The organism is Pseudomonas sp. F9001 (assembly GCF_013385435.1).
Lineage (GTDB): Bacteria > Pseudomonadota > Gammaproteobacteria > Pseudomonadales > Pseudomonadaceae > Aquipseudomonas.
In genome coordinates this window covers 424,005-437,116 of record NZ_JACAPX010000013.1, presented here as the reverse complement: position 1 = coordinate 437,116, position 13,112 = coordinate 424,005, and the positions used below count along the sequence as shown (strand labels likewise).

Below are 13,112 nucleotides of genomic sequence, written 5' to 3'. Positions count from 1 at the left end.
GATCAGGTGCCGGACTTGATCTTGGTCCAGGCGCGGGTCCTGGCACGTTCGGCGTCACGTCCCAGGGGCTTGAGGGTATACAGCGTGGCCATGGCCGCCTCGGTCGGGTACAGGTTGGGATTGTTGCGAATCGCCGGATCCACCAACCCGGTGGCGTCCTTGTTGGGGTTGGGGTAACCGACAAAATCGCTGATCGGCGCGATCACGCCCGGTTGCAGCAGGTAGTTGATAAAGGCGTAGGCGTCTTCCGGGTCCTTGGCGCCTTTGGGGATCGCGAGCATGTCGAACCAGATCGGCGCGCCTTCTTTGGGTAGCCGCATGTCCACGGTCACACCGTTCTTGGCTTCCTTGGCGCGGTTGGCGGCCTGGGAGAAGCTGCCGGAATAGCCGACCGCCACGCAGATGTCGCCGTTGGCAATGTCAGCCATGTACTTGGACGAGTGGAAATAGGTGATGTACGGGCGGATCTTCATCAGCAATGCTTCGGCTTTGACATAGTCCGCCGGGTTGCTGCTGTTGGGGTCCAGGCCCAGGTGTTGCAAGGCCAGGGGCAGGATTTCCGACGGCGAATCCAGCAGCGCCACGCCGCATTGCTTGAGCTTGCTGATGTTCTCGACGTTGAAGATCAGGTCCCAGCTGTCCACGGGGGCGTTGGCCCCCAGCGCGGCCTTGACCTTGTCCGGGTTGAAGCCGATCAGGATGGTGCCGTACATGTAGGGCACGGCGAATTTATTGCCGGGGTCGTTGGCCTCGATCAGCTTCATCAACTTGGGATCGAGGTGGTTCCAGTTGGGCAGTTTGCTGCGGTCCAGCGGCTGGAACACCGAGGCTTCGATCTGCTTGGCCAGGAACACGTTGGACGGCACCACCACGTCATAGCCGGAGTTGCCGGTCAGCAGCTTGGCCTCCAGGGCTTCGTTGGTGTCGAAGATGTCGTAGACCAGCTTGACGCTGGGGTTCTGCGCCTTGAAATCTTCCAGGGCCTTGGGCGTGATGTAGTCGAACCAGTTGTAGACCCGCAGGGTTCTTTCTTCGGCGTGCGCGGCCCCGCTCAGCACGGCGGCGCAGAGGACGAGATGCTTGAGCATGTTCATTGGGCGAATCCCTCAAAACCTTCGAGAACGTTGACGGCATTGATGCCGATTTCTTCCACGGCGTAGCCGCCTTCCATCACAAACAGCGTCGGTTTGCCGAGGCGGGCGATTCGCGCACCCATCGCCAGGTAGTCGGGGCTGTCGAGCTTGAACTGGGAGATCGGGTCGTCCTTGAAGGTGTCGACGCCCAGCGAGACCACGATGATGTCGGCGCCGTAGCGCTCGATATCCCCGCAGGCCTGCTCCAGCGCGGCGCTCCAGCGGTCCCAGCCAGAACCTGCGGGCAACGGATAGTTGAAGTTGAAACCCTCACCGGCGCCTTCGCCCAACTCGTCGGCGTAGCCCAGGAAGAACGGAAATTCCGCCTCCGGATGGCCGTGGATCGAGGTGAACAGCACATCGTCGCGCTCGTAGAAAATCGACTGGGTACCGTTGCCGTGGTGGTAGTCCACGTCGAGGATGGCCACCTTTGTGTGGCCTTGGTCGAGAAACGCCTGGGCTGCGATCGCCGCGTTGTTGAGGTAGCAATATCCGCCCATCAAGTCGCTGGCGGCGTGGTGCCCGGGCGGACGGCACAGGGCGAAGGCACTGCGGGCGCCTTGCTGGATCGCCTGTTGCGCGGTGAGTGCAACTTGCGCCGCGCTGTAGGCCGCTTGCCAGGTACCGGCGGTGATCGGCGCGCCGCCATCGAAACTGTAATAGCCGAGCTGGCCGTGCAGGCTGGTGGGGATGACCCGGCGCAAGGTGCGTGCGGGCCAGGTGTAGGGCAGCAAGTCTCCGTCCTGGCCAAATGCCGTCCAGCGTTGCCAGGCGCCTTTGAAGAAGTCCAGGTACGCGGGGCTGTGAATACGTTGCAGCGGCGCCAGGCCAAAATCCTCAGGCGCTTGCACCGGGCCCAGTTCGCGGTCCTTGACCCGTTGCAACACATGGTCGGCGCGCGAGGGCATTTCAAAACAGGGCATCAGTTGCCCGTCCATCAACTCGCACCGGCCATGGTGCAGGTGGTGATCGTCCGAGTAGATCGTCAGCATATTGTTGTTCTCCGCAGGCTGAATCGGTGAGTCCAGTCTTGCGGCGGGTGGGATTAATGAGAATGGCAGGAGCGGCCAAAAGGGGATAAATATGGCCAAAGTGTGTGACCGCAATTCGCCCCAAAATGGCGCGGCCGTGCCCCAGCAAGTGGCTTCAGGGGCGGAACTGGCTGGGTGCGACGCCGCTCCAGCGGACAAAGGCGTGACGGAAACTCGCGGTTTCGCTGAAGCCCAGCGCCTCGGCAATTCGGTAAATGGGCAGCTCATCCTCGCCCAGCAATCGCTTGGCCCGCTCGAAGCGTAGCTCGTCCAGCAACTCCTGATAGCTGCAGCCCAAGTCATGCAGGTGCCGGCGTAGCGTGCGCGGGGAGCAGTTCATCTGCTCGGCCAGGCCGTCGAGGCCCGGCGCGGCGCTGAGTTGGCTGGCGAGCAGGTGGCGAATCTTGCCCAGCCAGGCCTGGCGCCCGGTGAACTCGGTGTTTTGCTTGCGGCAGCGCTCAGCCATGGCCTGGTGGGTGACGGCGTCGGCTAATGGCAGGGGCTGGTCCAGCCAGCTTCGGTCGAAGGCAAACGCGTTGGCGATGGCGCCGAATTGCAGCGGGCAGGCAAAGATTTCGGCGTACCGTGCGCGGTAATCCGGGGCGTCGTGTTCAAAGCGCGCCCCCAGCAGCGGCAGGGCATGCCCCAGCAGGTCGTCGCAGATCACCTTCAACGAGGCCAGGCAGAGTTCGACGTTGAACATTTCCAGCGCCGGATTTTCCCGGTAATCCGCGGCGCTGAACCAGATGCGCGTGCCGTCTTCCTCAAGGTCCAGCTCGAAAAGTGTTCCCAGCAGCGCCGGATACCGCAGCGCCAGGCGCAAAGCGTCACCGAAGGTGGCACTGGTGAGCAGTGCGTAACCGAGCATGCCATAGGAAGAAACGTGCATTTGCCGGCCCAGCTCCAGGCCGATATCCCGGCGCAGGGCCACGGCGTTGGCGCACACGCGCATCTCCTGGTTGGTGGTGATGCGGGTGTCGGCGCGGCTCAAGTCCGCCGCGCAAATACCGCTGCCGGCCAGCAAGGCCTCGGCGGGTTGGCCTTCGGCCTTGAAGGTATTGAGCACCAACGAGACGGCATTGAGGGTGGTGAGGTGGGAGTGCAACATGGGTGCTTCCAGCCAGGGGATGGCTGGAAGAGGAGCAAGTTATATGCCGGTCAGCTCAGTTCGCCGCACAGGTCGAGTTCGACCAGGCGGCGGACTTCGGCGGTGTCCAGCCCGGCGCCGATCAACGCATTGAGCTTGCCGAACGCGGCTTCACGGGTCATCCCGCCACCTGACAACACCCCGACGCCCCGCAAGCGGCTGCCGGCCTCGTACACGTCCAGCTCCACACCGCCTTCATGGCATTGGGTGATTGCCACCACGACCACGCCGTTATCCTGCGCGCGCTGCAGGCTGGCGAGGAACTGTGGGTTGTCGCTCGGCCCGGTGCCGCTGCCGAAGCATTCCAGCACCAGCGCCTGGATGCCGCTGTCGATCAACGCGTCCAATTGCGCGGCGGCGATGCCCGGCACCAGTGGCAGCACACCCACATTGGCCAGCGCCTTGGGCTGGCGGTAATGCAGCGCCGCCGGAATCATGTCCGCCTTGGCGACGCCGCCGTTACGCTGCAATGCGGCAAACGGATGGCGACCAAAACTGCGGATCTTCGCGCAACGGGTCGGGGCCATCAGTGCGCCGTGGAAGTACAGTTGCACGCCCGGCGCCAGGCCAGCGCCCAGGGCTGCCAGCGCGCCGCTGACGTTTTCCCAGGCATCGCTGTCGGGCACACCGGCCGGCAGCATCGAGCCGGTAAACAGCACCGGCGCGGGCAGGCCCAGCAGTTGGAAACTCATGGCCGCGGCGCTGTAGGCCAGGGTGTCGGTGCCGTGCAGCACCAGTACGGCGTCGCAACCCTCGTCCACCGCCTCAATCACGGCGGCGCGCAGGCGCTGCCAATAGGCGGGGGTCATGTTCGCACTGTCGATCAGCGGGGACATTTCCCGAAAGCGCCAGGCTGGCATATTCAGTTGGGCGAGGGCTTCGCTCATGCGCGCTTCAAACCCCGAAGCGGGGGCCAGGCCGTTGGCGCTGGCCTGCATGCCGATGGTGCCGCCGGTGTAGAGCACCATGACGTTGTTGGCTGGTTGCATTGAAGAATCTCCTGAACGAAAAACGCCGCCGGGCCCAGAGCATGCCCAAGGCCGGGCGGCGTGTCATCTATCTAGGTTTAGCGTTGCGCTTGAGCGTTCAGTTCTGCGGTCGCTTGAGCGGCTGGCTCAGGCTTCACCGGATTCGCCGGCCAGGCCTTGCGGTCCAGGTCCAGGTCCGGGAACTTGCTGGAATCAAACACCGGGGTCTTGATGCCCGCAGCACGCTGGCCGTCGTAGTCATTCAGGATGCGCATGGCGATCTTGAACAGGAACGCCAGGGCGAACAGGTTGACGAACGCCAGCATGGTCATGGTGATGTCGGCGAAGGCAAACACGGTGCTCAGGTTCTCGATGGAACCCCAGAAAATCAGCACCAGCACCAGCGCACGGTAGCCCATCAGCACCTTGCGGTTGTCGCCCACGATGAAGCGCAGGTTGCTCTCGCCGAGGTAGTAGTTGTACATGATCGAGGTGAACACGAACAACGCCAGGGCCACCGAGATGAACATCCGGCCCCAGTCACCCACCACCGCCGCCAGGGAGTTCTGGGTCAGGGCAATGCCGTCGCCTTCAAAGCCCGGGGTGTAGAAGCCCGAGAGCAGGATCAGCAGCGCGGTGCAGGTGCAGATGACGAAGGTGTCGAGGAACACGCTGAACGCCTGAACCACGCCTTGGGCGATCGGGTGTTCAACCGAGGCGACTGCCGCCACGTTAGGCGCACTGCCCAGGCCGGCTTCGTTGGCGAACACGCCGCGTTTCACACCCATGATGATCGCGCTGCCCACCAGGCCACCGAAGGCCTGGTCGAGGCCGAAAGCGCTCTTGACGATGGTCGCGAGCATGGCCGGCACGTGGTCGAATTGCAGCACGATCACGTACAGGGTCACCGCGATGTAGACCAGGGTCTTGACCGGCACCAGCAGGTCGGCGATCGAGGCGATACGCTTGATCCCGCCGATGAACACCAGGCCCAGCAGCACCGCCAGGGCCAGGCCGGTGTAGGTGGTGTCGAGGCCAAATGCGTTGTTCAGCGAGTGGGTGACGGCGTGGGCTTGCAGGCCATTGAAGGCGAAGCCGAAAGTCACCAGCAGCAGGAACGCCATCACCATGCCCAGCCAGCGTTTGTGCAGGCCGTGCTGGATGTAATACGCCGGGCCACCACGGTAGGTGCCTTCAGCGTCGGTGCGTTTGTACAGTTGGCCGAGGGAGCACTCGATAAAGCTCGAAGACATGCCCACCAGTGCGGTGACCCACATCCAGAATACGGCGCCCGGACCACCCAGGGTCACGGCAATGCCGACGCCTGCGATGTTGCCGGCACCCACGCGCCCGGCGAGGCTGAGCATCAGCGCCTGGAACGAACTGAGCTGGCCGGCGCTGCTTTTCAGGCTGTCGCGAAACACCGAAAACATGTGGAAAAAGTGACGCAACTGAACGAAACGCGAGCGGATCGTGAAGTAACCACCGAGCCCGACAATGAGCACGATCAATACTTTCCCTGAGAGGAAGTCGTTGATGACTTCTAGCATGGAGTGTTCCTCGCTGATTTTTCTAATGGCAAACGCAGGACGGTCCGACGCATCGCTCGGCACCAGGCAGTGCACGACGCTTCGACCCCAATCCTTTTGCGGGTGTTGTTATTCATGCGGTTTCGCGCTTCCCAGGGTCTCGTTACCGACGACCGCTGACGCGAAGAGGGGCGGCACTATACCTAGGAGTGGGTGATCCGTCTGCACGAGGCGATTAAAGGTTTCAGCCAAGGCGTTACGGGCAAGGCGGGTTTGTTGGGCGATCTTGGAGTTTTTATTGGCGTCATTTCACAACCTTGAGGCAAAAAAAAGGGCCTGAAGAACGAGCCTTCAGGCCCTCAAAAGGTGAGAGGTGTCTAGTCCCTCAACCTGGTGAGCGGTGCAACAAACGCTTAGGCCTTCAGAGGTACCAAGCGTGGGGCAATCATGTTTTCGGGGCGCAGGATGTCGTCGAGCATGGCGTCGTCGAGCAAGCCTTCTTCGCGCACCAGTTCCAGCACGCCGCGGCCGCTTTCAAGGGCGATACGGGCGATGCGGGTGGCGTTTTCATAGCCGATGTACGGGTTCAGCGCGGTGACCAGGCCGATGGAGTGTTCCACCAGCTCGCGGCAGCGGGCTTCGTTGGCAGTGATGCCGACGATGCAGTGCTCGCGCAGCATGTCCATGGCGCGTTGCAGCAGGCGGATCGAGTCGAAGATCTTGTAGGCGATCAGCGGCTCCATCACGTTCAGTTGCAGCTGGCCGCCTTCGGCCGCGATGGTCAGCGCCAAATCGTTACCGATGATTTGGAACGCCACCTGGTTCACGGCTTCCGGGATCACCGGGTTGACCTTGCCGGGCATGATCGAGCTGCCTGGCTGACGCGCCGGCAGGTTGATTTCGTTGATGCCGGTGCGCGGGCCGCTGGACAGCAGGCGCAGGTCGTTGCAGATCTTCGACAGCTTCACCGCGGTACGCTTGAGCATGCCGGAGAACAGCACGAAAGCGCCCATGTCGGAGGTGGCTTCGATCAGGTCGGCAGCCGGTACCAGCGGCTGGCCGCTGATGGTCGCCAGGCGCTGGACGGCCAGGGCCTGGTAACGCGGGTCGGCGTTGATGCCGGTACCGATGGCGGTGCCGCCCAGGTTCACTTCGGTCAGCAGCTCAGGCGCCAGGGTCTTCAGGCGGGCCAGGTCTTCACCGAGGGTGGTGGCGAAGGCACGGAATTCCTGGCCGAGGGTCATCGGCACGGCGTCTTGCAGCTGGGTACGGCCCATTTTCAGGACGTGGCTGAATTCTTCACCCTTGGCAGCGAACGCCTGGATCAGGCTGTCGAGGCTGGCCAACAGCGCGTCGTGGCCCAGCAGCAGACCCAGGCGGATCGCGGTCGGGTACGCGTCGTTGGTCGACTGCGCCATGTTCACGTCGTTGTTGGGGTGCAGGTATTGGTATTCGCCCTTGCTGTGGCCCATGGCCTCCAGCGCGATGTTGGCGATGACTTCGTTGGCATTCATGTTGGTTGAAGTGCCAGCGCCGCCTTGAATCATGTCCACCACGAACTCTTCGTGGAAATCGCCGCGGATCAGACGGGCACAGGCTTCGCTGATGGCAGCGTGCTTGGCTTCGCTGAGTTGGCCCAGCTCGCGGTTGGCGTCAGCAGCTGCCTGCTTGACCATTGCCAGGCCGACCACCAATTTCGGGTAATGCGAAATCGGAACGCCCGAGAGACGGAAGTTGTTCACCGCTCGCAGGGTCTGGATGCCGTAATACGCTTGAGCGGGTACTTCGAGTACGCCAAGCAGGTCTTTTTCTGTGCGGAAAGATGCAGCGGAGGACATGACGGAAATCATCTCGATATGGACCCGGGCTAGGCCGGAACGCTGTGAATGCTAGGCTTGCAGGAGATTTTGGGCCAATGCTGTTAAACACTGGCCTATGCATAAACGGCATAATGTCGGTGTGACCCCGTTACCATGACGGACGTGTGTGCCAAAATGGTGCGCGCCCCGGGAGGATGTGATGAACCTTGAAAGCAAATGGCTGGAAGACTTTAGCGCCCTGGCTGCCACCCGCAGCTTCTCCCAGGCGGCTGAGCGGCGCTTCGTCACCCAGCCGGCGTTCAGTCGGCGCATCCGCAGCCTGGAGGCGGCGCTGGGGCTGACCCTGGTCAATCGCTCGCGCACGCCGGTCGAACTGACGGCGGCGGGGCAGTTGTTCCTGGTCACCGCGCGGACCGTGGTCGAGCAACTCGGCGAGGTGCTGCGCCACCTGCATCACCTGGAAGGTGGGCAGGGCGAAGTCATGCAAGTGGCGGCGGCGCACTCCCTGGCCCTGGGTTTCTTCCCGCGCTGGATCGCGCAGTTGCGCAACGAAGGGCTGAACATTGCCACGCGGTTGGTCGCCACCAACGTGGGCGACGCCGTGCATGCGCTGCGCGAAGGCGGCTGCGATTTGATGCTGGCGTTCTACGACCCGGATGCGGCGATGCAGATGGACCCGGAGATCTTCCCGTCGCTGCACCTGGGCAACACCGAGATGCTGCCGGTGTGCGCCGCCGATGCCGACGGCAAGCCGCTGTTCGACCTGGAAGGCGAGGGCAGCGTGCCGCTGCTGGCCTACAGCGCCGGAGCTTTCTTGGGGCGCTCGGTAAACCTGCTGCTGCGCCAGCGGGCGCTGCGCTTTACCACGATTTACGAAACCGCCATGGCCGACAGCCTGAAAAGCATGGCCCTTGAGGGCTTGGGCATTGCCTGGGTGCCGCAGTTGAGCGTGCGCGCCGAGCTGGCCCGGGGTGAGCTGGTGGTATGCGGCGGCCCGCAATGGCATGTGCCGCTGGAGATCCGGTTGTATCGCTGTGCGTTGGTGCGCAAGGCGAACGTGCGGTTGTTGTGGCGCAAGCTGGAAGGCGGCGCGGCGCAGAATACCTGAGCCCACACAGATCAAATGTGGGAGCGGGCTTGCTCGCGAAAGCGTAGTGTCAGTCAACCCATCTGTGGCTGATCCACCGCATTCGCGAGCAAGCCCGCTCCCACATTAGTTTTCTGGTGTGTTCGCTGACCTGGAAGTCAATAAAACCGCCTGTTTGAGGTGTAAGACAGATGGTCATTCCAGGGGCTGTTTATCTGCGTTATTACGGTATACTGCGCGGCCTTCGGCCGGTCCAACCGGCCTTAATTCGTACAACAAGCCACGCTGGATTTCCCGCGTGGCTTGTTGTTTTTTGACGCGCCTGCGGGCGCCCAGAGAGAAGAGGCACGACGATGAGTGCATTGGTTGGCGTGATCATGGGCTCCAAGTCCGATTGGTCCACCCTTAGCCACACCGCCGATATGCTGGAAAAACTCGGCATTCCCTACGAAGTGAAGGTGGTTTCCGCCCACCGCACTCCGGATTTGCTGTTCCAGTATGCCGATGAAGCAGAATCCCGTGGCATCGAGGTAATCATCGCCGGTGCCGGCGGCGCAGCTCACCTGCCAGGCATGTGTGCAGCCAAGACTCACCTGCCAGTGCTGGGCGTACCGGTGCAGTCGTCGATGCTCTCGGGCGTGGATTCGCTGTTGTCCATCGTGCAGATGCCCGCCGGTATTCCGGTGGCCACCCTGGCGATCGGCAAGGCCGGCGCGATCAACGCTGCCTTGTTGTCCGCCAGCATCCTCGGCGCCAAGCACCCGCAGTTCCACGCGGCGCTGAAAAAATTCCGTGCTGAGCAGACAGACAGCGTCCTGGACAATCCAGACCCACGCATTGCCTGAGGTGGTTGATTGATGAAAATCGGTGTAATCGGTGGCGGCCAACTGGGCCGCATGCTGGCCCTGGCGGGTACGCCGCTGGGGATGAACTTCGCTTTCCTGGATCCGGCACCAGATGCCTGTGCAGCTGCCCTGGGTGAACACCTGCGTGCGGACTACAGCGACCCGGATCACCTGCGCCAACTGGCCGATGAAGTCGACCTGGTGACCTTCGAGTTTGAAAGCGTCCCGGCTGAAACCGTGGCCTTCCTGTCGCAGTTCGTGCCGGTATACCCGAGCGCCGAAGCCTTGCGCATCGCGCGTGACCGCTGGTTCGAGAAGAGCATGTTCAAGGACCTGGGCATCCCGACACCGGCTTTCGCCGACATCCAGTCCCAGGCTGACCTGGACGCCGCAGTCGCCTCCATCGGCCTGCCGGCCGTGTTGAAGACCCGCACCCTGGGTTACGACGGCAAGGGCCAGAAAGTCCTGCGCACCGCCGCCGACGTGGTCGGTACCTTCGCTGAACTGGGCAGCGTCGCCTGCCTGCTGGAAGGCTTCGTGCCGTTCACCGGTGAAGTCTCGCTGATTGCCGTGCGTGCCCGCGATGGCGAAACGCGTTTCTACCCGCTGGTGCACAACACCCACGACAGCGGCATCCTTAAGCTGTCCGTGGCCAGCACCGATCACCCGCTGCAAGCCCTGGCCGAAGATTATTCGAGCCGTGTGCTGAAGCAACTGGATTACGTCGGCGTGATGGCGTTCGAGTTCTTTGAAGTCGACGGTGGCCTCAAGGCCAACGAAATCGCCCCGCGCGTGCACAACTCCGGGCACTGGACCACCGAAGGTGCCGAGTGCAGCCAGTTCGAAAACCACCTGCGGGCGGTAGCGGGCTTGCCATTGGGCTCCACGGCAAAAGTCGGCGAGAGCGCCATGCTCAACTTCATCGGCGTGGTGCCGCCGGTTGATCGCGTGATCGCGATTGATGACTGCCATCTGCATCACTACGGCAAGGCGTTCAAGGCCGGGCGCAAGGTCGGCCACGCCAACCTGCGCTGCAAGGATCGCGCGACGCTGCAAGCGCAGATCCTCAAGGTCGAAGCGCTGATCGCCGAGCAATAACCCAAGGCCGGGCGGAACCATTGGTACCCGCCACCCTCTGATTGCAGGAAGCCAAAGTCTGACTAGGCTTTGACTGAATTCACTTCAATCAGAGGGAAATGCCATGGGTATCATTGGGACCATCTTTATCGGTTTGATCGTCGGCCTGCTGGCGCGTTTCCTGAAGCCAGGCGACGACAGCATGGGCTGGATCATGACCATCCTGCTGGGTATCGCCGGTTCGCTGGTTGCGACTTATGGTGGTCAGGCACTGGGCATCTATCAGGCGGGCCAGGGCGCAGGCTTCATTGGTGCGCTGGTGGGTGCCGTGGTGCTGCTGGTGATCTACGGTCTGCTGAAAAAGAAGTAATTTAGCGACCAGGCCCTCTGCGCTGCGCAGGCGCAGAGGGCTAGAATGCCGGCACTGTAATCCTTGCCGAGCCTCTCCATGCGCCGTCTCCTGTTATCCCTTCTTCTATGCACCGGGTTGGCCCACGCTGGCGAACTGCCGGAAACCGACTGGCTGGAACTGATGCCCAAGTCGGACCAGAAAGCCCTCGAAGAAATGCCGGAAATCGACCACAACTCCCCGGAAGCCCAAGGCACGTTCACCGCAAAGGGTGGCCTGAAGCAGAGCAAGGGTTTGCCGGCGGTTATGTATTCCACCAAGACGGTGGCTGCCATGAACGGCAAGAATATTCGCATTGGCGGCTATCCCGTGCCGCTGGAAACCGACGCCAAGGGCCGCAGCACGCTGTTCTTCCTGGTGCCTTATCCGGGCGCCTGCATCCACGTGCCGCCACCGCCGCCCAACCAGTTGGTGCTGGTGCGTTATCCCAAGGGCTTGAAGCTGGATGACATCTACACGCCGCTGTGGGTGACGGGCACGCTGAAGGTGGAGAAGGTCAACAATGATCTGGCCGATGCGGCGTATGCGTTGGATGCGGGGAAGGTGCGGGCGGTCAAGGAATCGGATCTCTGATCTGATGCAGAACCTAATGTGGGAGCGGGCTTGCTCGCGAATGCGGTGTGTCAGTCAGCACATGCACTAACTGGAACACCGCATTCGCGAGCAAGCCCGCTCCCACATTTTTGATTGGGGTTACAGGGCGATACCGCTGATGCTCACGCCCAGGGTATGGCTTTCACCTGGCGCCAGCGTCACCACATCGTCCAGCACATTCGCGGTCTCGATGCACAACATGCCCTGCCAGCCGTCGTCGGCCATGTCGCTGAAAGCCTTGGCACGTTCAGTCCACGGGTTCCAGATCACCGTCGAGCGCGAGCCTGTGCTGGTGAGCTGAACGCGGCGCTGCCAGTCTTTATCGACAATGTTCAGCTGAGCCGGGGTGTCGAGGTAGATGCGGTCGGTCTCGGCGGTGAAGTGCAGCAGCCCGGATTGCTGCTTTGGGGTCCAGCCGTCGGCGGTATCGATATAGTCCCGCCCGTCCAGGCCGTCGACCTGCACGTTGCGTACATCGCTGACCGCAAAATAGCTGTGCAGCGCCTGGCTGAGGCTGACGGTCTCGGCGCCGTGGTTGTGGCTGGTCAGGCGGATGTGCAGTTGATCATCCAGCAGGATGCTCATCTTCAGGTCAACCTGATGCGGCCAACCCGGGAAGCCACCTTCAGGCACTGGCAGTTCCAGCTCAACCCTCAGCGCTGTGCCTTCTGCCTCAACGCCAGCCAACGTCCAGTCAGCGGTCCGCACGAAACCATGGGCACCGGCCGGCTCGGCGCCCTGGTACATGGCCTTGACGCTCTGCGGGTTGCGGTCGAATACGCCAAACCACGGCCAGCACACCGGCACGCCGGTACGAATGCCTTTGCCTTTCTTGAACAGCACCTGATCGTTGGGCCAGATCAGCGGCTTCTCGCCGGTGCGCTGGTAACTCACGATGTGCGCGCCTTGCTGGGCCACCACCAATTCGGCGCCGTTGTGGCGGATGCGCCAAGCGTTCAGCTCATCCAGTTTTACGGTTTCAACGTTGGGCGTAGACATAGGCGCGCGCTCTCAATGGCAGACAATGGGGCAATGGACCGTCAAAACGTCGCGATGTTTAACGCGCCCGCGACGGAACCGAGCGGGTGCGGCCGCTGCCATCGATGGCAACGAACACAAACACCGCCTCGGTGACTTTGCGCCATTCGCTGGACAGCGGGTCGTCGCTCCACACTTCGACCATCATCTGGATCGAGCTGCGGCCGATTTCCAGGGCTTGGGTGTAGAAGGACAACTGTGCGCCGACGGCCACGGGCACCAGGAATGCCATGCGATCAATCGCCACGGTGGCTACGCGGCCACCGGCAACCTTGCTCGCCATGGCGGTGCCGGCCAGGTCCATCTGCGCGACCAGCCAGCCGCCGAAGATGTCGCCGAAACCGTTGGTTTCACGCGGGAGTGCGGTGATTTGCAGGGCGAGATCGCCTTGCGGGATAGGATCTTCTTGTTCGAGTTCGATCATGCCGGTGCCT

13 protein-coding genes are annotated in these 13,112 nt (G+C 62.4%); 5 read left to right on the top strand and 8 right to left on the bottom strand.

Annotated elements, in window-relative coordinates; all coding sequences use genetic code 11:
* Positions 1–2: 2 nt before the first annotated feature.
* From HX818_RS14595 to aspA, 6 genes are all read right to left on the bottom strand, one after another.
* On the bottom strand, positions 3–1,094 hold the full coding sequence (locus tag HX818_RS14595) for a polyamine ABC transporter substrate-binding protein (RefSeq protein ID WP_093203570.1): 1,092 nt from the start codon (positions 1,092–1,094) through the stop codon (positions 3–5).
* Positions 1,091–2,125 (bottom strand): histone deacetylase family protein, encoded by a 1,035-nt coding sequence (locus HX818_RS14590; RefSeq protein ID WP_008439485.1) that lies wholly within the window; start codon positions 2,123–2,125, stop codon positions 1,091–1,093. The genes HX818_RS14595 and HX818_RS14590 overlap by 4 nt, the downstream gene beginning before the upstream one ends.
* Positions 2,126–2,279: 154 nt before the next feature.
* Positions 2,280–3,272, bottom strand: coding sequence for an AraC family transcriptional regulator (locus HX818_RS14585; RefSeq protein ID WP_102604046.1), 993 nt, complete (start codon positions 3,270–3,272; stop codon positions 2,280–2,282).
* Positions 3,273–3,322: 50 nt separating this feature from the next.
* Positions 3,323–4,300, bottom strand: a complete 978-nt coding sequence (locus HX818_RS14580; protein WP_177020308.1) for an asparaginase — start codon at positions 4,298–4,300, stop codon at positions 3,323–3,325.
* Between the two features lie 77 nt (positions 4,301–4,377).
* Positions 4,378–5,829: a sodium:alanine symporter family protein gene (locus HX818_RS14575; RefSeq protein WP_003213417.1), complete on the bottom strand. Its 1,452-nt coding sequence runs from the start codon at positions 5,827–5,829 to the stop codon at positions 4,378–4,380.
* A 392-nt stretch (positions 5,830–6,221) separates the two neighbouring features.
* On the bottom strand, positions 6,222–7,646 hold the full coding sequence (gene aspA, locus HX818_RS14570; RefSeq protein ID WP_003213415.1) for an aspartate ammonia-lyase: 1,425 nt from the start codon (positions 7,644–7,646) through the stop codon (positions 6,222–6,224).
* A gap of 181 nt (positions 7,647–7,827) precedes the next feature.
* Between aspA and HX818_RS14565 the strand changes: the two genes are divergently transcribed.
* The 5 genes from HX818_RS14565 (at position 7,828) to HX818_RS14545 (ending at position 11,619) form a co-directional block, all read left to right on the top strand.
* Positions 7,828–8,736 (top strand): LysR substrate-binding domain-containing protein, encoded by a 909-nt coding sequence (locus tag HX818_RS14565; protein WP_003213413.1) that lies wholly within the window; start codon positions 7,828–7,830, stop codon positions 8,734–8,736.
* Positions 8,737–9,068: 332 nt separating this feature from the next.
* Positions 9,069–9,560, top strand: coding sequence for a 5-(carboxyamino)imidazole ribonucleotide mutase (purE, locus tag HX818_RS14560; protein ID WP_003213411.1), 492 nt, complete (start codon positions 9,069–9,071; stop codon positions 9,558–9,560).
* Between the two features lie 12 nt (positions 9,561–9,572).
* A complete protein-coding gene (locus HX818_RS14555; protein ID WP_017476761.1) occupies positions 9,573–10,658 on the top strand; it encodes a 5-(carboxyamino)imidazole ribonucleotide synthase in 1,086 nt (361 codons plus the stop codon).
* A 103-nt stretch (positions 10,659–10,761) separates the two neighbouring features.
* The gene (locus HX818_RS14550) at positions 10,762–11,007 is read left to right on the top strand and encodes a GlsB/YeaQ/YmgE family stress response membrane protein (RefSeq protein ID WP_003213408.1); all 246 of its coding nucleotides are present in this window, start codon (positions 10,762–10,764) and stop codon (positions 11,005–11,007) included.
* Positions 11,008–11,085: 78 nt separating this feature from the next.
* Complete coding sequence (locus tag HX818_RS14545; protein ID WP_023659290.1) at positions 11,086–11,619, top strand: DUF3299 domain-containing protein; 534 nt, start codon at positions 11,086–11,088, stop codon at positions 11,617–11,619.
* A gap of 120 nt (positions 11,620–11,739) precedes the next feature.
* On the opposite strand, the gene HX818_RS14540 is transcribed toward HX818_RS14545, so the two are convergent.
* The gene (locus HX818_RS14540; protein ID WP_177009044.1) at positions 11,740–12,639 is read right to left on the bottom strand and encodes a D-hexose-6-phosphate mutarotase; all 900 of its coding nucleotides are present in this window, start codon (positions 12,637–12,639) and stop codon (positions 11,740–11,742) included.
* 58 nt (positions 12,640–12,697) lie between these two features.
* Positions 12,698–13,102, bottom strand: coding sequence for an acyl-CoA thioesterase (locus tag HX818_RS14535; protein ID WP_003176975.1), 405 nt, complete (start codon positions 13,100–13,102; stop codon positions 12,698–12,700).
* Positions 13,103–13,112: the final 10 nt, after the last annotated feature.